At 68.8% G+C, this 22,985-nt stretch carries 21 protein-coding genes and 2 tRNA genes; 9 read left to right on the top strand and 14 right to left on the bottom strand.

What is annotated here, in order from left to right; genetic code table 11:
• The first annotated feature begins 1,875 nt into the window (after positions 1 to 1,875).
• The gene (locus VFI59_06445; protein HET6713329.1) at positions 1,876 to 2,805 is read left to right on the top strand and encodes a formylglycine-generating enzyme family protein; all 930 of its coding nucleotides are present in this window, start codon (positions 1,876 to 1,878) and stop codon (positions 2,803 to 2,805) included.
• Positions 2,806 to 2,860: 55 nt separating this feature from the next.
• Here the strand turns inward: VFI59_06445 and VFI59_06440 are convergent, their stop codons facing one another.
• From VFI59_06440 to VFI59_06420, 5 genes are all read right to left on the bottom strand, one after another.
• A complete protein-coding gene (locus VFI59_06440; protein ID HET6713328.1) occupies positions 2,861 to 5,215 on the bottom strand; it encodes an arylsulfatase in 2,355 nt (784 codons plus the stop codon).
• A gap of 621 nt (positions 5,216 to 5,836) precedes the next feature.
• Positions 5,837 to 5,912 (bottom strand) — tRNA-Glu (locus VFI59_06435).
• A 144-nt stretch (positions 5,913 to 6,056) separates the two neighbouring features.
• Positions 6,057 to 6,299 (bottom strand): hypothetical protein, encoded by a 243-nt coding sequence (locus tag VFI59_06430; protein ID HET6713327.1) that lies wholly within the window; start codon positions 6,297 to 6,299, stop codon positions 6,057 to 6,059.
• Positions 6,296 to 6,739, bottom strand: a complete 444-nt coding sequence (locus VFI59_06425) for a phage holin family protein (protein ID HET6713326.1) — start codon at positions 6,737 to 6,739, stop codon at positions 6,296 to 6,298. Before VFI59_06425 ends, VFI59_06430 begins: the two co-directional genes overlap by 4 nt.
• Positions 6,740 to 6,843: 104 nt before the next feature.
• Entirely contained in the window at positions 6,844 to 7,854 is a 1,011-nt protein-coding gene (locus tag VFI59_06420; protein HET6713325.1) for a DUF5937 family protein, read from the bottom strand.
• A 109-nt stretch (positions 7,855 to 7,963) separates the two neighbouring features.
• Here VFI59_06420 and VFI59_06415 point away from each other — a divergent pair, with 109 nt between their 5' ends.
• Positions 7,964 to 8,110: a hypothetical protein gene (locus tag VFI59_06415; protein HET6713324.1), complete on the top strand. Its 147-nt coding sequence runs from the start codon at positions 7,964 to 7,966 to the stop codon at positions 8,108 to 8,110.
• Positions 8,111 to 8,263: 153 nt separating this feature from the next.
• Here the strand turns inward: VFI59_06415 and VFI59_06410 are convergent, their stop codons facing one another.
• A complete protein-coding gene (locus VFI59_06410; protein HET6713323.1) occupies positions 8,264 to 9,724 on the bottom strand; it encodes an NADP-dependent isocitrate dehydrogenase in 1,461 nt (486 codons plus the stop codon).
• An 88-nt stretch (positions 9,725 to 9,812) separates the two neighbouring features.
• Between VFI59_06410 and VFI59_06405 the strand changes: the two genes are divergently transcribed.
• Both VFI59_06405 and VFI59_06400 read left to right on the top strand, forming a co-directional pair.
• Positions 9,813 to 11,462 (top strand): alkaline phosphatase family protein, encoded by a 1,650-nt coding sequence (locus VFI59_06405; protein ID HET6713322.1) that lies wholly within the window; start codon positions 9,813 to 9,815, stop codon positions 11,460 to 11,462.
• 66 nt (positions 11,463 to 11,528) lie between these two features.
• Positions 11,529 to 13,166, top strand: coding sequence for an alkaline phosphatase family protein (locus tag VFI59_06400; GenBank protein HET6713321.1), 1,638 nt, complete (start codon positions 11,529 to 11,531; stop codon positions 13,164 to 13,166).
• Positions 13,167 to 13,181: 15 nt separating this feature from the next.
• Here VFI59_06400 and VFI59_06395 read toward each other — a convergent pair.
• Positions 13,182 to 13,252, bottom strand: a tRNA-Gln gene (locus tag VFI59_06395).
• Positions 13,253 to 13,421: 169 nt separating this feature from the next.
• On the opposite strand from VFI59_06395, the gene VFI59_06390 reads away from it, so the two are divergent.
• On the top strand, positions 13,422 to 13,709 hold the full coding sequence (locus VFI59_06390; GenBank protein HET6713320.1) for an HU family DNA-binding protein: 288 nt from the start codon (positions 13,422 to 13,424) through the stop codon (positions 13,707 to 13,709).
• A gap of 39 nt (positions 13,710 to 13,748) precedes the next feature.
• On the opposite strand, the gene VFI59_06385 is transcribed toward VFI59_06390, so the two are convergent.
• Positions 13,749 to 13,958 (bottom strand): hypothetical protein, encoded by a 210-nt coding sequence (locus VFI59_06385; protein ID HET6713319.1) that lies wholly within the window; start codon positions 13,956 to 13,958, stop codon positions 13,749 to 13,751.
• A 16-nt stretch (positions 13,959 to 13,974) separates the two neighbouring features.
• Positions 13,975 to 14,619 (bottom strand): 2-phospho-L-lactate guanylyltransferase, encoded by a 645-nt coding sequence (cofC, locus tag VFI59_06380; GenBank protein HET6713318.1) that lies wholly within the window; start codon positions 14,617 to 14,619, stop codon positions 13,975 to 13,977.
• A gap of 102 nt (positions 14,620 to 14,721) precedes the next feature.
• Here cofC and VFI59_06375 point away from each other — a divergent pair, with 102 nt between their 5' ends.
• Genes VFI59_06375 through VFI59_06365 form a run of 3 tightly spaced genes read left to right on the top strand, consistent with a single transcriptional unit; the run spans position 14,722 to position 17,717 of the window.
• Positions 14,722 to 15,402, top strand: a complete 681-nt coding sequence (locus tag VFI59_06375) for a lysophospholipid acyltransferase family protein (protein ID HET6713317.1) — start codon at positions 14,722 to 14,724, stop codon at positions 15,400 to 15,402.
• Positions 15,403 to 15,411: 9 nt separating this feature from the next.
• On the top strand, positions 15,412 to 16,590 hold the full coding sequence (locus VFI59_06370; protein ID HET6713316.1) for an aminotransferase class I/II-fold pyridoxal phosphate-dependent enzyme: 1,179 nt from the start codon (positions 15,412 to 15,414) through the stop codon (positions 16,588 to 16,590).
• The gene (locus tag VFI59_06365; GenBank protein ID HET6713315.1) at positions 16,587 to 17,717 is read left to right on the top strand and encodes a D-alanine--D-alanine ligase family protein; all 1,131 of its coding nucleotides are present in this window, start codon (positions 16,587 to 16,589) and stop codon (positions 17,715 to 17,717) included. The genes VFI59_06370 and VFI59_06365 overlap by 4 nt, the downstream gene beginning before the upstream one ends.
• 19 nt (positions 17,718 to 17,736) lie before the next feature.
• Here VFI59_06365 and VFI59_06360 read toward each other — a convergent pair whose 3' ends face one another.
• Positions 17,737 to 17,970 carry an Lrp/AsnC ligand binding domain-containing protein gene (locus VFI59_06360; protein ID HET6713314.1) on the bottom strand — a complete coding sequence of 78 codons (234 nt, stop codon included), beginning with the start codon at positions 17,968 to 17,970 and terminating at the stop codon, positions 17,737 to 17,739.
• Positions 17,971 to 18,044: 74 nt separating this feature from the next.
• Between VFI59_06360 and VFI59_06355 the strand changes: the two genes are divergently transcribed.
• On the top strand, positions 18,045 to 18,362 hold the full coding sequence (locus VFI59_06355; protein HET6713313.1) for a hypothetical protein: 318 nt from the start codon (positions 18,045 to 18,047) through the stop codon (positions 18,360 to 18,362).
• Positions 18,363 to 18,374: 12 nt separating this feature from the next.
• On the opposite strand, the gene VFI59_06350 is transcribed toward VFI59_06355, so the two are convergent.
• From VFI59_06350 to VFI59_06335, 4 genes are all read right to left on the bottom strand, one after another.
• The gene (locus tag VFI59_06350; protein ID HET6713312.1) at positions 18,375 to 20,477 is read right to left on the bottom strand and encodes a copper-translocating P-type ATPase; all 2,103 of its coding nucleotides are present in this window, start codon (positions 20,475 to 20,477) and stop codon (positions 18,375 to 18,377) included.
• A gap of 140 nt (positions 20,478 to 20,617) precedes the next feature.
• On the bottom strand, positions 20,618 to 22,117 hold the full coding sequence (locus tag VFI59_06345) for a phosphoenolpyruvate carboxykinase (protein ID HET6713311.1): 1,500 nt from the start codon (positions 22,115 to 22,117) through the stop codon (positions 20,618 to 20,620).
• 222 nt (positions 22,118 to 22,339) lie between these two features.
• A complete protein-coding gene (gene rpmB, locus VFI59_06340; protein ID HET6713310.1) occupies positions 22,340 to 22,540 on the bottom strand; it encodes a 50S ribosomal protein L28 in 201 nt (66 codons plus the stop codon).
• 28 nt (positions 22,541 to 22,568) lie between these two features.
• Positions 22,569 to 22,976, bottom strand: a complete 408-nt coding sequence (locus VFI59_06335) for a TlpA disulfide reductase family protein (protein ID HET6713309.1) — start codon at positions 22,974 to 22,976, stop codon at positions 22,569 to 22,571.
• Between the last annotated feature and the right edge of the window lie 9 nt (positions 22,977 to 22,985).

Raw genomic sequence — 22,985 nt, 5'->3', positions numbered from 1 at the left:
GCAGCACGCGGGCCCGAGCCGGCCCGGCTATCGAGAGGTCCACCGCTTGCTCCAGGACGCTCCGCGCCAGCGAGGTGTCCCCGCACTCGTGGTGAGCAAGGCCCGCCTGGTGGGTCCGACGCAGAAGGTCCTCGCCTCGGTTACCCGGCGTAGCGCGGCGGGCCATCTCCCAGAGCTCGGCAGCGGATTGCGGCGCTCCCCGGGAGGAGGCCAGCTGGGCGGCCTCCTCGAGGGTGGCGGTGACGGCGATGTCCGGGCCCTCGACGGACAGAGCCAGGTGGGGGCTCGTTCCTCCGGATCGCGGACGATCGTCGCGAGCCGCGCGTGCAGCTCGCGACGCCGAGCCAGCGGGATCTTCTGATAGACGGCGGAAGCAAGGAGGGGGTGGGTGAACCGAAGGCGGTCGCCGACGACCTCGACGACGTGGTGCTCGATCGCTGGACCCAGGCGACGGTCGACCTCGGAAGGATCGGTCGCCGCAGGGATCGCATCGAACTTCGGAGCCGACAGGGCCGAGACGACCTCCAGGGCTTCGACGGTCCGCGCAGGGAGCCCCCCGAGGCGATCCTCGATGAGCTCTTGAAGTCGGTCAGGGATCGGGAGCCGTTCGCCGGCCGTCACGTCACCTCCGCGGCGAAGGAGCGCCAATCCGATCTCCCGAGCGAAGAAGGGGTTGCCTCCCGACATCTCGTGGAGGCTCAGGAGCGTCGTTCGGGAGAACCCTTCCCCCACCTTGGCCCGGAGCACCCGTTTCGAGGGCGTCCTGCGACAGCGGTCCGACGTGGACGGCGTGCACGCGATCCTCGCCGAAGGCCGACACGACGCCCAGGGGGTCGTCATCGGCATGGGCGCCTCGAGGCTGTCATCAAACCAACCTGCTCGTCCTTCAAGCGCCGCACGACGAACTGGAGCACACGGACCGAAGGGAGGTCCATCCACTGGACGTCATCGATCGCCACCACGACGGGGGAGGTGGAGGCCACCGACCGTAGGCATCCGAGGACGGCCAGGGAAACGGCCCGCTGGTCGGCTCGGGCGCCAGAACTCGGGGACCGCAAGAGGGCCACCTCGAGGGCCCGGCGCTGCGGCTCGGGCACCGCAGGGAGTGCGCCTCCTCGAGGACCGGCTCGAGGAGGTCACCGAGGGCGGCGTACGACAGGCGCGTCTCCGCCTCGACCGGCGGCATGAAAGCGTGCGGTAGCGCCGCTGCAGGGCGCTCGCCAGCCCGTCCTGCCATACGGTGGTCGTCCCGATGCCGGGATCACCGGAGAGGAGCAGTGCGCTCGGCCCGGTCGGGATCGAGTCCAGGAAGCGACTGAGGATTGCGAGCTCGGACTCGCGCCCGATGACGTCACCTGCCAATGGCGCTCTCCCCGCGTCGGTGGACGCCAGGATTGTAGGGATGGCGGGCCGAACCTTGCAGGCCCGTCGAGGCTCGCACGGGCGAGGTCTCCGACCGGGACTCCTCATCTTCTCCCCCGTGCTGGAGGGAGGGGTCCGGCACCGGCGAGAATCGGGGGAGGGAGGCCATCGTGAATCCGGGGACTATCTCCCGGCTGGAATGGTATGGCCTGCAGGAACCGTGCGGGTGCCAAGGCAGAAGCACGCTCCGGGGACGGGGGCCTGAACGATGGCCGAGGGACGCCCTGAGCCGGGGGGCGGGGGAATGGTCGAACCCCCGACCTTCGCCTCGACCCTCAGCGCCGCAAGAGCAACCGCAGGTCAAAGCCCATCTTGGAGTCCGATCGATCAGCATGGATCGCTCCTCCGAATGCTGAGCGACCCACTGCTGGCCGGGTTCTCGGTAGGGTTCCCTGCTGGGGGTCTGGCAGAGTCCGATCCGAGAAGGACCCTGCGAGAAGGAAGGGGAAACCGATGGACGGTTCCTGCTGTGCGCCGGGGTCGGACCGCGCAGACCTTGCCGTCGAGCACTTCAGCTCCGGCCTTCCCCCCGAAACCCTTGTGGAGCTGCCGGGTGGCACCTTCACAATGGGCGACGAGTCGGCGTGGGCGTACCCCGGGGACGGCGAAGGTCCGGTACACGATGTCGAGATTTCCGCGTTCTCGATCGACCGGTTCACCCTGACGAACGCGGCATATGCATCGTTCGTCGATGCGACCGGCCATGTGTCCGCTGCGGAACATTTCGGATGGTCGTTCGTGTTCGGTGGGTCGCTCCCGGACGAGTTCCCGGACACCGCTGGGGTCGTCGGAGCGGAGTGGTGGCGTCAGGTCTACGGCGCGGATTGGCGCCATCCGGAGGGTCCACAGTCGGACATCATCGGACGCAGTGACCATCCCGTCGTCCACGTCTCATGGGCCGACGCTCAGGCCTACTGCTCATGGTCGGGGACGCGCCTTCCGAACGAAGCGGAGTGGGAGTATTCGGCCAGGGCCGGGGGCGACACTCCGTTTCCGTGGGGAGAGGAGCTGGAGCCCAATGGCCAGCACCGCATGAACGTGTTTCAAGGACGGTTCCCGGGCGAGAATACGCTCGCCGACGGGTTCGCGGGCACAGCGCCGGTTGATGCCTATGAGCCGAACTCGTTCGGGCTGTACAACATGACGGGCAACGTCTGGGAGTGGTGCGCCGACTGGTTCGATCCTGCGTACTACGCGGTCAGCCCACGGACGAACCCCGCGGGGCCGTCGGGAGGGACGCACCGGGTGATGCGTGGCGGCTCCTACCTCTGCCACCAATCGTACTGTCGTCGATACCGGGTCTCTGCGCGTCAAGGCAGCGAGCCCGGATCGTCGACCTCCAACGCCGGATTCCGAGTCGCCGCCGACCCTCCCGGCGATTAGGCAGGCCTAGATCGAGAAGCTCACCGAGATGGGACTTTACGGGGGGACCGGCGGGCTACTGTCGCGCCATGTGCGCACGTAGCTCCGATTCGGGGTCGGTGATCAGCTCCCCGCTTACATCCACCGTGACGGTATACAGGGTGCCGGTGAACGTGAACGGACTCGTGTAGTCATCCGTGACCGGAGAGCCAGGGTTCGCGCCGCAGGTGAGGGCACCCGGATTGAACACGAACGGTGTCGTTACGGGAGCTTCGGCGTTCCCGACCAGTGTCCCGTCCACGTAGAGCTGTAGCCTGCCGGGCGCACCCTTTCCGTTCGGCATATCGGGTTCTCCTGTCGGCTCGAACTCGAAACGCAGCTCGTGCTTGCCCGCCGGTACGTCCCCCTCCGATTCGACCGTGTAGAGGTCTCGGCCGACGTAGTTGTGGACGTATCGGAGCTTGCCACCCTTCAGGAACAACGAGTACCCGCCGGCTGCCGTCCCTTGGCACAGCAGCACGCCCTCGGCGCCGGCGTCTGGAATCTCGACATCCGCCGTGATGCTGTGCGGGCGGTTGAGCAGGCGGGGGCCGGCGAAGAACGGGACCGACTGCGTGCCGGGTCGGTAGATGTAGCGGTCACGAGGACTCGCTACGAGGGGCTTGTCGACGACCAGCCGGGCGAGAGCACTCCCGTCGATGGGCATGACGTCGTACTTGCCTGCCTCCACGTACCACGTCCCGATCATCGCGATCAGCTTGTCCCGGTGCTCGGCCGCCACGTCGTGGTTCTCCGCGAAGTCTTCCGCCACGTGGTAGAGCTCCCAGCCCGTCGCGTCGAGCTCCGACAGGGTGTCCGCAGTGATGGGCTCGCCCCACTCTTTGGGTGCTGACTCGGTGAACGACGGACCTGGCCATGGGCAGACCGCTCGCCAGCCGTCGTGATAGATGGACCGGTGGCCGAACATCTCGAAATACTGCGTGTGACGGTTGCTCTCCGCGGCGGCGTCATCGAGCGTATGCGCGAAGCTGACGCCGTGGATCGGTGCCTGGGTAACCCCCCTGATAGTCGACGGAGGTGCGACCCCAAGGAGGTCGAGCACGGTCGGCACCATATCGATGATGTGCGTGTACTGGGGTCGGACCTCGCCCTTGGTCTTGATCCCTTTCGGCCACGAGACGATGAACGGATCGGACGAGCCGCCACGATAGGTCTCACGCTTCCAGCGGCGGAACGGCGTGTTGCCCGCGGCCGTCCATCCCCATGGATAGTGGTTGAAGGTCTTCGGACCGCCGATCTCGTCGATGCGTTCGAGGCTCTCCTCGAGCGACTCCGGCGCGTTGTTGAAGAACTGCCCCTCGTTCGTCGTTCCCGTCGGACCGCCTTCCGCGCTCGCACCGTTGTCGGAGATGACCATGATCAACGTGTTGTCGAGTTCGCCGATCTCGGTGAGGAACGCCAGGAGTCGTCCGATCTGCAGGTCGGTGAATGTGAGGAAGCCGGCGAACACCTCCATGAAACGGCTGGAGAGCCGTCGAGCCTCAGGGCTGAGGGAGTCCCAATCGGGGACGTCGGGATCATGCCGCGACAGTTCGGCGTCGGCCGGGAGGATGCCGAGCTCTTTCTGACGGGCGAACGTCGTCTCGCGATAGGCGTCCCAGCCATCATCGAACGCCCCCTCGTACTTGTCTGCCCACTCCTTCGCGACGTGATGGGGCGCGTGGGCGGCGCCGAAGCAGAGGTGCAGGTAGAACGGCTTGTCAGGATCGACCTGCTTGGAATCGGCGATGAACCCCACGGCCCTGTCCACCAGGTCCTCGCTCAGGTGATAGCCGTCCTCGGGCGACTTCGGCGGCTCGACTTGGTGGTTGTCGTACACGAGATCCGGATACCACTGACTCGTGTCGCCGCCCAGGAATCCGTAGAACCGCTGGAACCCGCGGCCAAGCGGCCAGCGGTCGTATGGACCTGCAGCGGTCTCCTGGTTGCTCGGCGCCAGGTGCCACTTGCCGACCATGAACGTGCTGTATCCGTGTTCGAGAAGCATCTCCGGCAGCATGCCGTTCTCGAACGGGACGACCCCGTTGTAGCCCGGATAGCCGGTCGCGAGCTCCGTCACGGCGGCCATGCCGTTGGAATGGTGGTTCCGCCCGGTGATGATGGCGGAGCGGCTCGGCGAACACAGCGCCGTCGTGTGCATGTTGTTGTAGCGCAAACCGTTCGCCGCGATCGAGTCGAGGTTCGGTGTCTGGATCGGAGCGCCATAGCAGCCGAGCTGACCGAACCCCGTGTCGTCTAGGACGATGAAGACGACATTGGGCGTATCCTTCGGCGCCCGCACTGGCGCAGGCCACGCCGGGCTGGATTCCTCAGCTGTTCTCCCGATCACGCCCGGAAACGTTTCGTTGGGCTCGTACTCGACGACAGTCAATGCGTTTCCTCCCCCTTGGGCGCGTTCAGGATGGGAACACCGAACCGCAGTGGCGTAGGCACTAGGCGCTCGTCCGGGCATCATCTATCGGAACGAACCCCCTCGGCAAACCACGCTCGTTCACGAGGTCGCATCCGCCGGCGATCTAGCCCGGCTGCAGCGTGACCTGAAGGGCCAGGATCACCGCGCCGATGAGGAGTCCAGCCAACACCGAGCTCGTCAGGCGCCACCCAGTCAGCCCGGCTCGGCGTGCGGCAACACCGCCTGTGCCCTCGCATAACCCCTGCAGAACAACTCGAAGGCATTCCAAGGTACTCGGAGGTACTCCAGTCCACTCGGCTCCACAGCTCAACGCCCTGACCAGCACGTTCGCTCGCCCTTACACGAACGTCGGGGGTTCGAGTCCCTCAGCGCCCACCAGACACGGTCTGATCAGTGGGGGGCGCTCGGCCCTTGCTTCCGGGCCGAATCTAAGTGGCCCCAGCCATCGATCACCGACACACGCTGTGCGTGAAGCCATGCTCCGGGTCATGGGGAACGAAGAGGGGGAACGAAGGGGGGGAACGCGAGGGGCCGGGTCATCCCCCGGCCTTCCCTTCGACCATTTCGGCAGGTGAGTGCTGGTAGTCCCAACGGGATTTGAACCCGTGTCTCCACCTTGAGAGGGTGGTGTCCTAGGCCCCTAGACGATGGGACCGAGTCGTTCTGACCTCGGTATTCAGTTCCGCCTCGAGCGGCGCGTTCGTGGGCGAAGGCTCCCGCACGGCCACACGCCGCTTGAGCGGCCGCCACAGTGTATCCAACCGTCCGTCGGACTCATGGGACGGTGATGTTCGGTCGCTCAGTTCTCGTCGGCGGCGCGTGGCTCCGTGACGATGCGCACGACGACCTCGGTGGAGCGCGCCTTGGCTTCCCGACTCGCTCGGCGCTGACGCAGCAGCCAACTGGCGATTCCCGCCGCGGTCGAACTGCCGACCACCGCGCCCATCGCCACTTTGGTGCTCCTGATGCGGCTGGGGAGGCGGCTCTCGAGCTCGGCCAGGTCACGTTCGATCCGCGCCCTCGTCTGCTCGATCTCGCTCACGACCCGATCTGCTGCTTCGCCCATTCCAGGTCCTCCTTCACCGTTTCCTTGGTGAGCTCCACGCCGCCGGCCGTCCGGATCGACCTGCGGCCGATGAGGAACGCGATGCCACCCAGCGCGAGGCACACCACGGCCACGAGGAGCCGCGACGCCCATGCGGGCATCACGAGGTCGAGCGCGGCGACGCCGGCCGCCGCGAGGTAGACGACCACCAGCACGATGAAGACGCCACCGAGCACGAAGGCGCCGATGCCGAACGCACGCTCGGAGATCGCCTCCTTCACCTCGATCTTCGCGAGGGCAACCTCCTGTCGGAACAACTGAGTGATGCCGTCGACGACGCTGCGTACGAGTTCCGGGATCGAACGGCGCTCGTTCTGCGAGCCGGTCGTGGCACCTTCGGGCGGCGCTCCTCCTCCTGCATCGGGTCGGACGTCCATGGTCCCCTCCTCCTCATCGGCGGGCCAAGCCCCGCGGCGCTCGATGGTTCACCGACATCGTTGCAGGGGAGTCCGGAGTCCGCATCCGGCGAGCGATCGAGTGCTCAGCCGATGAGTTCCAGGAGACGCCGGCCGCTCGGCGTCAGTTCGGAGTAGACCTCCCGGCCCTGCCGTCTCGCGTCGACGACGCCTGAGCGGCGCAACACGCCGAGCTGTTGGGAGACCGCCGCGGGCGTGAGGTGCAGCCGGTGCGCGAGCTCGCTCGTCGTCATCGGCACGTTCAGGACCCGAAGGATATCGGCGCGTGTGCCGCCGATCAGGTCGTCCATCGCGCCGTCGCCGCGCACGTCCTCGGGCTCGTCCCACAGCTCGGCGATGCCGCGGGGGGAGTAGGAGAGCGTCGGCTGCAGATCGTCGCCCATCAGGATCGCGATGCCCGGCCAGTCGAACACGGCCGGGATCAGCACCAGCCCACGACCGCCGGGATCGATGTCCTCGCACATCTGCTTGTCGATCACGAGCGCGTCGCCCGCCCACGACAGCGACGGGTGCAGGTCGGCGAAGAGCAACTCGGCGCCGCCGAGCGCGAGCTGGCGGGCCCGGTAGGTCACGTCGGCCTCGTGCAGAGCACGGATCCGCGGCCAGTGCGGCTCGATCGTGAGCTTCCAGTACTCGCGCATCTGCTCGACCAGCCTGCCGACGAACGGCGCCGGATCCTCGAGGATCTCCTGGGTGAGCACCGGCACCCTCGCGTCGCCGAGCGACCCGATCATGTGCGAAAGCTCCGCGCTGATGCGGGCGGGCTCGGTGCGAGCGACCTGTTCCAGCTCGTCCTCGAACTGGGGGAACGGCGTCTCGGGCGCGGGCGTGAGGAAGTCGGGGATGTAGGGGTGCACGACCGGTGGCAGCCCCGGGGGCGGCACCATCGCGAACAGGATCTCGAGGTCCCTGCCCTCGATCGCCTTCTTCGCCTCCTGCACCCACGGGAGGTGGAGCGCGTGCTTCGCGGGGTCGCGCATGGGCTTGTACAGGCTCATGCCGAGCTCCCAGATCGGGGAGAAGGCGAACCTGGTCTCGGCCAGGTCGTCGCTCGAGAGGTGGATGCTGATCGACATCGCTTTCGGGTTAGCTTAAATGCTTCCGTGTGGGAAGGCAAGCCCTTATCCTACGCCTTGAAACGTTGTAGGAATCGCTACAGAGACCCGAGCATGAGGAGGTGCAGCGATGATCTTCGGTTGGACCGACGATGTGTTCCGTCACCGGGAGCGGGAGCTGCGGGACGCCAGCGAGCGCCTCCGCAGCGGCCGGCGTCGCGTTCGCCGCGGGCGCGAGGGCGTCTCGCCCGAGCGCCGGCCGCGTCCCGTGCGGTGAGACGTCCGGAAGGTCCGGTTCCCCTCGCGCGCGAGCGCACCTCTCTCACGGGGATCGGGCCTCCGGCATCTGCCGGCGACGCGTCGGCAGCGCGGACGGTCGGGCCGGGGCACGTCGCTCACCACGACGCCCCGGCTCGAGCCGTTCCTCGTCTCAGTTCTCGCCCTGATCCCTCGTGAAGCCGAGCTCGCCATCGAACTCCATCAGCTTCTCGATGTGCATCCAGATGTGACGACGCGAGATGCGGGCAAGCAGCTGGTGCACGTCCTCGTCCCAGAGGTCGCCCGGGTTCTCCCGGATGATGAACCGGCAGCGCCAATGATCGAGGGTGTCGGTGATCGCGCCGGTCGGCGGGTACACCTTCGTGCCGCGGCTCGAGATCATCTTCAGCTCGAGCCGCGTGCCCTCAGCGAGCTCGGTGAGCGAGGCGCCGAGGTCGTCGGCGGAGAGCGGTGACTCCACGAAGACGTCGAGGCCGACCACGTTGCGGTCGTGGGATCGCACGTAGTCGGGGTCGGCCGACAGAACCGGGAGCTCGAGCGGCTTCACCTCCCGCACCGTCCAGTTCTCGGTCTTCTTCCCGAGGTTGCCGATGATCGCCTCGGTGTAGGCCGTGGTGGGGGTGCCCCGGTCGTAGCCGACGACGTCGCCGGTGAGGACTCCCGACTCGAGCGTCACGAAGACCGCGTGCTCGATCGCCGTCGCCTGCTCGAACAGGCCGAGGTAGCGCAGCATCAGCACCGAGGAGAGGATCATCGCCGTCGGGTTGATGACGTCCTTGCCCGCGTACTTCGGCGCCGACCCATGCACCGCCTCGAAGATCGCGACGTCGTTGCCGATGTTCGCGCTCGGCGCGAATCCCAGGCCGCCGATCAGCGCCGAGGAGAGGTCGGAGAGGATGTCGCCGTTCATGTTCGTCGTCACGATCACGTCGTACTGCTCGGGCCGCTTCACGAGCTGGTGCGCCGCGTTGTCGACGATCACGTGCCACGACTCGATGTCGGGGTAGTCGGGAGCAACCTGCTCGAAGACTCGCTTCAGGGTTCCCTCGGTGAACTTCATGATGTTCGCTTTCGTCGCACACGCGACGGTCGGGCGTCCCTCGCTGCGTGCGTACTCGAAAGCGAACCGCGCGATCTTCTCGGAACCCTTCACGCTGATCAGCTTCAGGGCCTGGGCGACGCCGGGGGTCTGCATGTACTCGATGCCGGCGTAAAGGTCCTCGACGTTCTCGCGGACCATCACCACGTCGATGCCGCGGCCCGAGTACGGGGTGGTGACGCCCGGCATCTCCCGCACGGGGCGCACGTTCGCGTAGGTCTCGTAGAGCTTGCGCAGGGTGACGTTCGCGCTCTTCTCCCCGAAGCCGACCGGGGTCTCGAGGGGACCCTTCAGGGAGACGCGGGTCCGAGCGATCGAGTCCATCGTCTCTTGGGGCACGCCCGAGGCGACCCCCTTCTTGAAGACCTCCGCGCCGGCCTCGGCCTCTTCCCAGTCGATCGGGGCACCGGTGGCCTCGACGATCGCGCGGGCGGCGGCGACCACCTCGGGGCCGATGCCGTCGCCGGGGATCAAGGTGACGGGGATGCGGACGGGTACGTCGGTGTCGCTCACGCGGGCCTCCTCGCGGATCGATGTCGGTTGGCGGTCATCGTAGCGGTGGTCACGGTGGGCGACGGAGCGTGGGGTAGCATCGCGGACCATGGCTCGCCACATGCGTTCCCGTCGCACCCTCGCCGCAGCCGCGCTGCTCACGGTCGCCGGGCTCGTCGCGATGGCGTGCACGTCCGACGCTGCGCCGACCCCGCCGGCGACGTCGGGTGCTCGCTCGGATGAGCCGGAACCGTCCGCCACGGCCGCCGCGGCAGCATCGGACTCGAACTGGATCGAGCCGACCGACGTGTTGGGTGCACCGAACCTCGCGAGCGAGCCCGACGCAGCCCTGGCGCCGAAGGGAGTCGACACGCGGCCGCTGCGATCGCCGCCCGAGCTGCAACCGGCTGCCGACCGCTCGCGTCCGTTCGATCCCGCGGCCGGCATCATGAACCTCGACCACCTGGTCTTCATCGTGCTCGAGAACCGGTCGTTCGATCACTACTTCGGCACGTTCCCCGGCGCCGACGGCATCCCGATGGGCGCGAACGGCCGGCCGAAGGTCTGCCTGCCCGACCCCGAGGAGGGCGGGTGCCACCGTCCGTACCACGACACCAACTTCATCGACCAGGGCGGCCCCCACGGCGAGGTCGGCAGCGAGATCTCGATCAACGGCGGGGCGATGGACGGCTTCGTCGAGGCCCGACGCGTGATCGGGAACGGATGCGACAAGCACCCTGACGAGAAGCCGTGCCCCCAGGCCGTCGACGGCCCTCAGGGCCAACCCGACGTGATGGGGTACCACACGGCCAAGGAGCTGCCGATCTATTGGGAGTACGCGAAGACGTTCACGCTGCACGACCGTATGTTCGCGCCGACCGATTCGTGGACCCTGCCGGCGCATCTGTTCCTGATCTCGGCCTGGTCGGCCACCTGCAGCGACCTCGACGACCCGATGTCGTGCTCGTCGGACCGGAAGTTCCCCGGCGGCATCTACGCCGACGAGCCCTCGAAGATCTGGGCGCCGAAGATGGGCGAACCCCGGCCCTACGTCTGGGCTCCGATCACCTGGCTCCTCTACAGGGCCGGCGTGAGCTGGGGCTACTACGTCGGCGAAGGCACGTGCGTCGCCCCGCCGTGCGAGCACCTCGAAGGCATCCTCACGGCGCCGGTGCAGAATCCGCTGCCCGGGTTCACCGCGACGGCCGCGACCGGCCAGCTCGACAACATCAGGCCGAACACGGAGTTCATCCGCGACGCGCGCAACGGCGACCTGCCGAGCGTCTCGTGGTTCATGCCCGAGCAGGACAAGGGCGAGCACCCGCCCGACTCGATCGAGGTCGGGCAGGCCTACGTGGCCAAGGCGATCAACGCGGTCATGCAGGGCCCCCAGGAGCAATGGATGCGTACGGCGATCTTCCTCACCTGGGACGACTGGGGCGGGTTCTACGACCACGTGCTGCCACCGGTCGTCGACGAGAACGGATGGGGGCTGCGCGTGCCCTCGATGGTGATCAGCCCGTGGGCGAAACCCGGCTTCATCGACTCCCAGACGCTCAGCTACGACGCCTACCTGAAGCTGATCGAGGACCGCTTCCTCGACGGTGAGCGGCTCGACCCCGAGACCGATGGGTGGCCGGACTCGCGCCCCACGGTGCGCGAAGAGGTGAAGCTCCTCGGCGACCTGGCTCTGGACTTCGACTTCACCCAGGAGCCCCTGCCCCCGCTCGTGCTCGATCCCTGGCCGTTCCGCGACTGAGCCGGCTCGCGAGGCGATCGCGCTGCGGTGTTCGGCCGAGGACCCCGGGCAGGCTACGATCGCGCGATGGCTCGATCGAGCGGTTCCCTCGCGCGCTGGAGACCCGCCGCCGGCCTGATCCTGGTCGGCGCGGTGGCGGTCGCGTGCGTGAGCGCCGGAGCCGACCCGCCGGGCGGTGCCTCGAGCGGCCCGATCTCGCCGTCGCCCGATCCCGCTCGCGCTCGGCCGCAACCGACGGGCGAGGTCCCCCTCCCGTTCCTCGTGCCCGACCGCTTCCCGATCGCGCCCGAGCGCGCTCCGATCGGCGTCGACCGACGCCCGTTGCGAGACCCACCGAAGCTCTTGCCGGTTGCCGACCCGTTCCGCCCGTTCGATCCGGCGGCGGGCATCATGAACCTGGATCACCTCGTGTTCGTCGTGCAGGAGAACCGGTCGTTCGACCACTACTTCGGCACGTTCCCGGGCGCCGACGGCATCCCGACGGACGAGGACGGGGATCCCAGCGTCTGCCTGCCCGACCCGACCCGCGACATCTGTCATCGTCCTTACCACGATCGCAACCTGTTCGACTCCGGGGGGCCCCACGGCGAGTACGCCTCCGAGATCTCGATCGCCGGCGGTCGCATGAACGGGTTCGTCCGCGCGTTCCGCATCAAGGGCAACGGCTGTGAGAAGGACCCGACCGTGCCCCCGTGCCCGAAGACGAGCTCGGGGCCCGACGGTGCGCGAACGCCGGACCTGATGGGCTACCACACGGCGCGAGAGATCCCGAACTACTGGGCGTACGCCGAGACGTACACGTTGCACGACCGCATGTTCGCCCCGACCGACTCGTGGACGTTGCCTGCCCATCTGTTCCTGATCTCGGGGTGGTCGGCGAGGTGCCCGGTGCCCGACGATCCGATGGCGTGCGTCTCCGACCAGCGGAACCCCGGGAAGCGTCCCGGGCTCGGGTCGAAGAACTGGACGCCCGACGCGGGCGAGCCCCTTCCCTACATCTGGGCCGACATCACCTGGCTGCTCTACAAGGCGGGCGTCACGTGGGGCTACTTCGTCGGGCCGGGCAGCTGCGTCGTCGCGCCGTGTCAGGACTTCGAGGCGACCGAGACGCGCGCCGTACAGAATCCGCTCCCCGGCTTCCGCACGGTCGACGTGACCGGCCAGCTCGACAACGTGCTGCCGAATACCGACTTCATCGAGGCGGCACGCGAGGGGACGTTGCCGAGCGTCTCGTGGGTGATGCCGACCGAGGGCCGGGCCGAGCACCCGCCCGACTCGGTCGCCGAGGGGCAGGCCTGGGTGACCGAGATCGTGAACGCGGTCATGCAGGGCCCCCAGGAGCAATGGATGCGTACGGCGATCTTCCTCACCTGGGACGACTGGGGCGGGTTCTACGACCACGTGCTGCCACCGGTCGTCGACGAGAACGGATGGGGGCTGCGTGTGCCCTCGATGGTGATCAGCCCGTGGGCGAAACCCGGCTTCATCGACTCCCAGACGCTCAGCTACGACGCCTACCTGAAGCTGATCGAGGACCGCTTCCTGGGCGGACAGCGCCTGGACCCCGAGTCCGACGGGTGGCCCGACGCCCGCCCGACCGTCCGCGAGGAGGTCGAGGCGCTCGGCGACCTCGCCCGGAGCTTCGACTTCTCGCAGGAACCGCTGCCGCCGCTCGTGCTCGATCCGTATCCGGGCATCGGCTGAGCGGGGCCGCGCGAGCTGGGGCGCAAGGATTCGAACCTCGACTAACAGGGCCAGAACCTGTCGTGCTGCCGTTACACCACGCCCCAACGTGGCCCGGGCATGCTAACAACGCCGTCCCGCCTCGGCCAGGATTCCCGGCACGAGCCCGACCCAGCCTGCGCCGCAACCGCGTTCGCGACCCCGAGGTTTGACCCCTGTGTGCTCCGAGGACTACGGTGACAGCTCGGAACCCTTGCACGACCGGAGGGAGCAGCCATGAACAAGGGTGGCTTGGTCGCAGAGGTCTCCAGACGCACCGGCCTGTCGAAGGCCGACGCGGGCCGGGCGATCGATGCGGTGATCGATTCGATCCGAGACTCCGTCGTCCGAGGCGAGCGCGTCACCCTCGCCGACTTCGGCACCTTCGAGCGCAAGCATCGCAACGAGCGCATCGCGCGGAACCCGCGCCGACCTCAGATCCCGATCGTGGTGCCGGCGCGCGACCTCCCGGCGTTCACGCCGGGCAAGGAGTTCCGTGAGCAGGTCGTGACGACGTCGGACTGAGACCCTCGAACCGGACCGTGGCAGGGTCGGGGCGGTGGCTCATTCGAACGTGACGAGGCGAAGCCCGCGTGCCACCGGCTTCCCGTCGGCCTCGTCGAGGTCGAACGCGACGCGTTGACCCAATCGCAACGTGAGGATGCCGGAACGCTCGAGCGACGTGGCATCGATCGTCACCTCGGTGCCGTCGTCCATCAACAGCGAGCCGGTGACGCCCTCGAGATCGAAGTCCTTGATCGTGCCCTGCGCCATCGCTCGTTGGTCCCCTCTAGGTCCTGGTCGCGACCCGCGCCCCGAGGTCCAGGTCGCGGCAGACCTGCAGCGTCCGTCCCTCGTGGCGCGACTCCAGCACGGTGAGGATATCGCTGGGCAGGTCGAGGTCGAACCCGAGCTCCGGCACGTCGACGACGGAGGTCGGCACGTCGGCCTCGGCCGCAGCCTGCAGGTGTCGGCGGTAGGAATCGGGTCCGAAGTGCGGTTCGATCGCCGCGGGTGGTCGCCGGACCAGCAGGTTCGTGCCCGTCTCGTCGGCCGACGGCACGACGACGACCGCGCCGAGCGTCCGCAGCGCCCTGGTGAGCGACCCGTGGGTGACGAGCGGCGTGTCGGGAAGCAGCACCGCCAACGTGTCGACGAGTCGCCCCTCGGCCTCCTCCTCGACCTGGCGGATCGCGTTGGCGAGCGGCGGACGTTCTTCGTCGACGGCGTGGGCCCCGCGCGACATCGCGATCTCGAGCACGGCTTCGTCGGGGGAGACCACCCACGTCTCCCATCCGGTCAGTCCGAGGGTGACGTCGAGCACGTCCTCGAGCATGGCCAGCGTGAGGGCCCCGCGCTCCAGCGGCGACAGCACCGGATCGAGGCGCCCCTTGGCCTCGGACAGCGACTTGACGGGCAGCGCGATCACACGCACGACCGCGCCAGCCTAGCCGCTGCCCCGAGGCGCGGCCGAGCGGCGAGGGCGCGGTAGGCTCTCGCAGCCGCGCCGCCGCGGCCCGACGAGGGGGACCGAGCCCTGGCCGAACCCTGGTACCACATTGCGAAGACGGTCGCCATCCCACCGATCCGAGGGTGGTTCCGGCTGCGGTACGAGGGGCTCCACCACATCCCACGCACCGGTCCGGCGATCGTGGCCTGCAACCACATCTCCTACCTCGACCCGCTCACGAACGCTTCCGCGGTGATGAAGGCTGGGCGACGCCCGCGGTTCCTCGCGAAGGACGAGCTGTTCCACATCCCGGTGGTCGGCCTGGCGTTCAAGGGTGCCAAGCAGATCCCGGTCGTCCGCGGCCGCGGGAACGCGGTCGCCGCCCTCGACGCGGCGGCGGGCTCGATCGCGGAGGGGGAGGTCGTGGTGATCTACCCCGAGGGCACCGTGACCTCGCGTGAGGACCACCTGCCGATGCGGGGGAAGACGGGCGCGATCCGGCTCTCGCTCGCCACCGGGGTGCCGATCACGCCGCTCGCGAGCTGGGGTTCGCAGGCGGTGTGGCAGAAGTCCGGCAGGGGCAGCATGAAGCTCGGGCGTCCGGTGTGGCTGCAGGTCGGGCCGCCGATCGACCTCTCGGGCCGCAGCGACGAGGTCGACGACGTCGAGGTGCTGCGCGAGATGACCGCCGACCTCATGTCGGTGCTGACGACGATGGTCGAGGACCTGCGGGCCCGCTACCCGAGGCGCTGGTCCGACGACGGGTAGGCTCCGAGCATGACCGACGATCGGGGCTTCTCGACGAGGGCCGTGCACGGCGCGACCCCGCGGGTCGACCAGGAGACGCCGAGCGTGCCCTTGTATCAGACCTCGACGTTCCGCTTCCCCGACTCCGAGGCCTACGCCGAGACGATCGCGTTCCGCGCCCCGGGCTACACCTACACCCGCGGATACGGGAACCCGACGGTCGCCGCGTTCGAGCAGCAGATGGCCGCGCTCGAAGGCACGGGGGCTGCGTTCGGGTTCGCGTCCGGTATGGCGGGCATCCACTCGGTGTTCGCCGCGCATGCGGGGGCGGGCGACCGCGTCGTCATGAGCGCCGAGCTGTACGGGGGCACGTACGCGCTCGCGACCCGCGTGCTTCCTCGGAACGGCGTCGAGGTCACCCTCGTCGACCCGCACGACCTCGATGCCGTGCGGGCGGCCTTGCCGGGCGCGTCGCTGTTCCACGTGGAGACGATCGCCAATCCGAACGTCACCGTCGCCGACCTCGAGGGCCTCGGCGAGGCGTGTCGCGACGCCGGCGTGCCGGCGTCGGTCGACAACACGTTCGCCTCCCCCTACCTTTGCACGCCCGCCACGTACGGCTTCGATTACGTCTGCCACTCGGCCACGAAGTACGTCGGCGGTCACCACGACCTGATCGCGGGTGTGGTGTGCGCGAGCGAGGAGGGACGCGAGCGGCTGCGCGACGTGGCGATCGACACCGGGGGCACGATGGCCCCGTTCGAGGCATGGCTCTGCCTGCGTGGACTGATGACGCTCGCTGTGCGGCTCGACCGTCACTCGGCCAACGCGATGACGCTCGCGACGGCGCTGGAAGGACATCCGAAGGTGGAGCGCGTGCGCTACCCGGGCCTCGTCTCGCACCCGCAGCATGAGGTGGCGGCGCGACAGTTCGCCCACGGGTTCGGCGGCATGATGGCGATCGAGGTCGCCGGCGGTGTCGGCGGGGGGAAGCGGTTCTGCGACGCGCTCGAGCTCGCGTGGGTCGCGACCAGCCTCGGCGGCACGCACACCCTCGTGGGTCATGCTGCCTCGACGACGCACCGCCAGATGGACCCGGCGGCGCGCCGCGCCGCGGGCATCGCCGATGGGCTCGTGCGGGTGAGCATCGGTATCGAGGACGTCGAGGACATCCTCGACGACGTCGAGCGGGCACTGGAGAAGGTGTGAGCGAGCGGCGCCGCATCGTGGTGCTGTTCGGGGGTCGCTCGGCCGAGCACGAGATCAGCTGCATCTCCGCTCGCTCGGTGATGGACGCCCTCGATCCTGCGCGGTTCGACGTCGTGCCCGTCGGCATCTCGAAGCAGGGGACGTGGCACCTGATGGCGGGGCCGCCGGCCCTGCCGTCGGAGACGGGGCGGATGCCCGAGGTGACGGCGGGGGCCGGCGCGGGAACCGGGGTGTCGCTGGCGGGCGAGGGTGCCGCCCGCGAGCTCGTCGCCGCCGACGGCAGCCGCGCCCCGATCGACGTGGTGCTGCCCGTCCTGCACGGCCCGATGGGCGAGGACGGCGCGGTGCAGGGCATGTTCGAGCTCGCCGACGTGCCCTACGTGGGGGCCGGCGTGCTCGGGTCGGCGATCGGCATGGACAAGGCGATCCAGAAGGTGCTGTTCACCGCCGCCGGACTCCCCGTCGGCCCGTGGGACGCGGTGCGCGAGCCCGAGTGGCTGGAGGATCCGGAGGGGGTCGCTGCCCGGGTCGCGGCGCTCGGCTACCCGATCTTCGTCAAGCCGGCGACGCTCGGCTCGTCGGTGGGCATCACGAAGGCGCACGATCCCGGGGAGCTCGATGCCTCGATGGCCGAGGCCTTCCGGTTCGCCCGCAAGGCCGTCGTGGAGCACGGTTTCGAGGCAGCGCGAGAGATCGAGTGCGCGGTGCTCGGCAACGATGACCCTGTCGCGTCGGTCTGCGGCGAGATCGTTCCCACCGGTCACGAGTTCTACGACTACGCCTCGAAGTACCTCGACGCCAGGGGCGCGCGTCTCGACATCCCTGCCGACGTCGATCCCGCGGTGCAGGCGCGCGTGCAACGCATGGCGGTGACCGCGTTCCGAGCGATCGAGTGCTGGGGCATGGCGCGAGTCGACTTCTTCCTGCGGGGGGAGGAGCTCATCATCAACGAGATCAACACGATCCCGGGATTCACCGAGATCAGCATGTACCCGAAGCTCTGGGAGGCGAGCGGCCTCGGCTACGGCGGCCTGATCGAGCGGCTGATCGATCTCGCGATCGAACGCCACCTCGCGGAGCGGCAGAAGCGGACGACGGCGCCCGAGCTCGAGGCGCCGCCTGACTGACCGCCGCCCGGCAGGGCGGCTAGAGGTGCACGACCGGGCAGGTCAGGGTGCGCGTGATGCCCTCGACCGCTTGGATGCGGGCGACGACCAGCTTCCCCAGCTCGTCGACGGTCTTCGCCTCGGCGCGCACGATCACGTCGTAGGGGCCGGTGACGTCCTCGGCCTCGGCGACCCCGGTGATCGAGCGCACGGCGTCGGCGACCGCTGCGGCCTTGCCCACCTCGGTCTGGATCAGGATGTACGCGTGAACCACGGTGCCCCCTCCGCTCGTTGGGAGGCTGATGCTAGCCGTGGACGCGCGCCCGGCGCAACGCGCATCCTGGCGGGGTGGAAGCGATCGAGATCGTGGCCGCGCTCGTCTTCGCGGGGCTCGGCGTGCGCTCGTTGGTGCACTGGGTGCGCACGCCGTATGAGAGCACGAAGGCCTCGGACCTGGCCCTCTACGCGCTCTTCGTGACGGGGCGAGTCGGCATGTGGTTCGTGCTCGCGGTGGCGTTCGCGCTCTACGCGCTCACCGACACTCGCGGCCGCGCGTTCGTCGACGACGCCCGCGAGTACCAGTGGCTGTACCTGGTCTTCCTCGCGCTCGGAGCGGTGCAGTTCGTGGCCGCGTACTTCCTGGGGCAGCGCGCCAAGGGCCGCTGAGGAAGGGAACGATCACCCGGTGACGGGAGATGGGGCAAGGATGTCGGGGCGCAGGTCGACCCGGCGCAGCAGTTGCGCGTTCAAGGCGACCACGATCGTGGACAGGCTCATCAGCGCGGCGGCGAGCGCCGGCGGCATCAGGATGCCGGCCCACGCGAGGGCCCCGGCCGCGAGCGGGATGGCCACGACGTTGTAGCCGGTTGCCCACGCGAGGTTCTGGAGCATCTTCCGGTAGCTGGCCGCCGAGAGCCGCCGGACCGAGAGCACGCCGCGCGGGTCGTCGCTCGCAAGCACGACGCCGGCCGACTCGATCGCGACGTCGGTGCCGGCGCCGATCGCGATGCCGACGTCGGCGCGGGCGAGGGCCGGGGCGTCGTTGACCCCGTCGCCGACCATCGCCACCCTCAGCCCGCGCGCCTGCAGTTCGGCCACCTTGCCGTCCTTCTGCTCGGGCAGCACCTCGGCCATCACGTCGTCGACGCCGAGCTCGTCGGCCACGGCCTCGGCCACCTGGCGAGCGTCGCCGGTGATCATCACGACCCGGATCCCCTCTGCGTGCAGGGCGTCGACCGCGGCACGGGACCGGGGACGCACGGCGTCCTCGAGTGCGAGGGCTCCGACCACTTGCCCGTCGTCGACGACGGCGAGGACCGTGGCGCCCCGACCGTGCCACGACGCCACCTGCGGTTCGAGCGCCGACGGGAACGAGAGGCCACGCTCCTCGAGCAGCGCCGGTCCGCCGACGGCGGCGCGGGAGCCGTTCACCGCGGCCTCCACGCCCCGTCCGGCGATCGACCGGAAGTCCGACGCCTCGGGCACCTCGCCGACCGAACGGCCCGCGGCGACGATCGTGCGGGCGAGCGGATGCTCGCTGTCTGCCTCCACCGCGGCTGCCAGGCGCAGCACGGCGTCGTCGTCGCCATCGACCGAGGCCACGTCGTGCACCGTTGGCCGACCCTCGGTGAGGGTGCCGGTCTTGTCGAACAGCACCGCATCCACGGTCCGCATGCGCTCCAAGGCGAGGCGATCCTTGACGAGGATGCCCGCGCGCGCGGACATCGCCGTCGACAGGGCGATCACGAGCGGGATCGCGAGGCCGAGCGCGTGGGGGCACGCGATCACGAGCACGGTGACGGTGCTCTCGAGCGCCTGGTCGGGATCGCCGACGGCGAGCCAGGCGATGAACGTGACGATGCCGGCGCCGAGCGCCGCGTAGAAGAGCATGGCGGCGGCGCGATCGGCGAGGGCCTGGGCCCGCGACCTCGACGCCTGCGCATCGGCGACCAGCCGTCGGATGCCCGCGAGCGCTGTGTCGTCGCCGACCGCCTCGACCCTCACGCGCACCGAGGAATCGGTGGCGACCGTGCCGGCGACGACGCGGTCACCGACGCCACGCAGGACAGCCCGCGATTCGCCGGTGATCATCGACTCGTCGAACGCCGCCGCCCCGGTCTCGATCGTGCCATCGGCCGGCACCCGTCCTCCGGGGCGCACGAGCACGAGGTCGCCCGGCCGCAGGTCGGCGATGGCCACCTCCTCGGTGCTCGCGCCCGCGACGCGCTCGGCCACGTCGGGCAAGAGTGCGGCCAGCGCGTCGAGGGCGCTCGACGCCTGCCCGATCGCCTTCATCTCTTGCCAGTGACCGAGCAGCATCACGTCGATCAGCAACACGAGCTCCCACCAGAAGTCGAGGTCGAGCAGGCCGGCCTCGCTCGCGAGGCTCGAGGCGAACGCCACGGCGATCGCGAGGGAGATCAACAGCATCATCCCGGGGGCCCGATCGCGAAGCTCGTTCCAGCCGCCCCTGAGGAAGGGGGAGCCTCCGTAGACGAAGACCGCGGTTCCGAAGACCAGCGGGATCCACCGATCGGCCGGCACGCTCGGCGCCGAGTAGCCGAGGAGCTCTTGGAGCATCTGAGACCAGAGCAGTACGGGAACGCTCAGCAGCAGGCTCAGCCAGAAGCGGTCGCGGAACATCGCGACGCTGTGGCCCTCGTGAGCGTCGTGCCCTCCGCGTCCCGGGTGGGCGTCATGCCCGACGTGAGCACCGTGTCCCTCGTGGCCCGAGTGCGCAGAGCGGTCCTCGGCGCCGTGACGGTCGTGGTGCGTCTCCACCGTTTCCTCCTCCCGAGCCGTGCCGTCCTTGCGAGAGGATATATACCCAGGGGGGGTATCTGTCAAACGGTGGTGTTCAGGGACTCGCGACGCACTGAGCCCGGGCGGGTATGTCCACCGGTGCGCCGGCGGCGATGGGCTCAGCCCACGGCCTTGATGATCTCCTCGCTGAGCTGCGTGAACTGCTGCAGATGGGCGACACGGTCACTCTTCAGCGCCTCGACCATCTGTGCGTACTCGTCGCCGCGACCCTGGCGCGCGTAGAGCTTCCGCGGCTGGAGCTTCTCCTCGTCCTCGAGGTCGGCGACAGACGTCGCGACCAGGTAGCCGAAGTCGGGGTCCTCCTCGAACGCGATCGTCTGCTCGGCGATGCCCTTCACGCACGCCGAGGTGTCGGGGATGCGCAGCTTCTTCGAGCGGTCGTCGTCGTCCTTGCCGCCGACCCGCCCGGTGTTCAGCAGGTACGTCTCGATCGGGTGGGTCGCCAGCAACTCGAGCAGACGGTTGCCCTGCAGGCCGTGGGGGAGCGGGAAGAACGGGTTCGTGCCGGGCACCCGCAGGAACTTGCCCTCCTCAGCGGCGCCGCCGGCAGCGGTACCGGTGGTCTCGCCGAGCATGAAGAACGCGGCCGCCTGCTCCTGGTCCAGCTTCGACACGGCCGGAATGATGTTCTCGTTGCGGTTCAGGATGAGCAGGTAGTCGACGGGTCCGACATCGCGGGCGTCACCGTAGGCCATCAGATCCCTCATCTCGAAGACCGCGCGGCCGTTCTTCGTGTAGTTCTCGTTAAAGAAGTCGACCGAGCCGTCACCATCCATGTACACGTTCTCGAGGTAGGCGGTGGGCTTCACCACCGCCCCGTGGATCGACGGCTCGAAGTCGGGGTCGAGCCCGAACGTCTTCGCGAAGCAGCCGTTCTCCGTGCCGTATGCGTGTCCACCCGGCATCAGGCCCACGAAGTCGTCTTGGATAGGCAGCGAGCCGTTCTGCGTGGTGAACGTCGTCGTCGTCTTCCCGGTTCCGGACAGGCCGATGATCATGAAGACCTTGTCGCCGTGCGCGGTCGGGATCACCTTGAGCCCGGCATGCAGCGCGAGGCCGCCCTTGTTGTAGACGATGTCGTTCCACATGCGCAGGCCGCCCTTCTTGGACTCACCGAAGTAGTCCGAGTTCAGGACCCGCGTCACGTAGTTGTCGAGATCGACCGCGATCACGCGATCGTCGGGGTATCCGGGCGCCTCCAGACCGGGCGTGTAGATCACCTGGACCACGGGCTCGGCGCCGTCATCGCGCTTGAAATAGAGCTTCTGCTGCATGCCGGCGATGTTCGCGTAGCGCTTCTCCATCAGCAGGCGGGCGGCCGTGCGCATGTCGGGGTCGTTGCCGATGTAGCCGTCGATCTGGACCATGTCGTGCTCGGCGATGTACGCGTCCTGCGCCTTCGCGATCGCGTCGTAGTCCTCGCGCGTCATCGTCTTGCCGCTCGATTCCCGGTCGACCACGTACGTGCTGGCGGCGCTGCGCGAGAGCACGTTCGTCTGCGTGTTCGTGTTGCCGTACTCGGAGATGCGTGTCTCGGGCATCTCCTCGGCGAACGTCCTGAGTTCCTCAGGGGTGGGGTTGACGAGAACCTCTGCCACGGTGGGCCTCCTCGCGAGGGGTCGGGTGGAGCGCACGCCGCGTGAGGACACATCGGCGCATGCAGTCAGTCTATCGAACGGGCTTGGGGCGCCCCGACGCTCCACGGGGGCGACCTGGACCGGTCCGACTATACGGAAAGGACAAGTCGACGCGCAGAGGACGGCGCCCGGGACGACAGGCCGTGACCGGATGCCGCCGGAGACCGAAGGAGGACTTGGCCGCTAGGCGGAGCGGGGGATGCGCGTGACCTTGCCCGCCTTGATGCATGAGGTACATGCATTGACGCGGCGGGGAGTGCCGTCGACGAGGGCACGCACCTTCTGCACGTTCGGGTCCCAGCGGCGGTTGTTCCGCTTGTGCGAGAAGGTCACGGCCTTGCCGAAGAACGGCTTCTTCCCACAGATGTCACAGACAGCGGCCATAGCCCGACGAGGCTACCAGACGCGTCGTTCAGCCCGTGATCGCGGCGAGATGCTCGTCGAGGGCGCTCTGGCTGAGCTCGCCGTCGACCTTGGCGGCCTCGTCGCCCTCGGCGTCGAAGAAGACCGTCACCGGCAGGCCGAAGCTGCCGAGCTCGGTGCGGATCGCGCCGTCGGGATCGAACAACGAGGGGAACGGCACCGAGTACTCGGCGATGAACGCCTCGGCGCCCTCTCGCGAATCCAACGTGTCGACCCCGAGGAACTGGACGTCGGGATGGGCAGCGGTCGCCTCGGAGAGCATCGGCATCTCTCGCTTGCAGGGCTCGCACCACGAGGCCCACAGGTTCACGACCACCGGCGTCCCCCGCAGATCGTCGAGCAGCGCGCGGAACCCGTCGGCGTCGGCGGTGGGCAGCTCGTCTGCGGTCGAGGGCATGGCCAACGA

It is taken from the genome of Actinomycetota bacterium, assembly GCA_035697485.1.
GTDB lineage: Bacteria > Actinomycetota > UBA4738 > UBA4738 > HRBIN12 > JAOUEA01.
The sequence above is the reverse complement of the archived record's forward strand: the minus strand, read 5'-3'. Positions and strand labels throughout refer to the sequence as shown.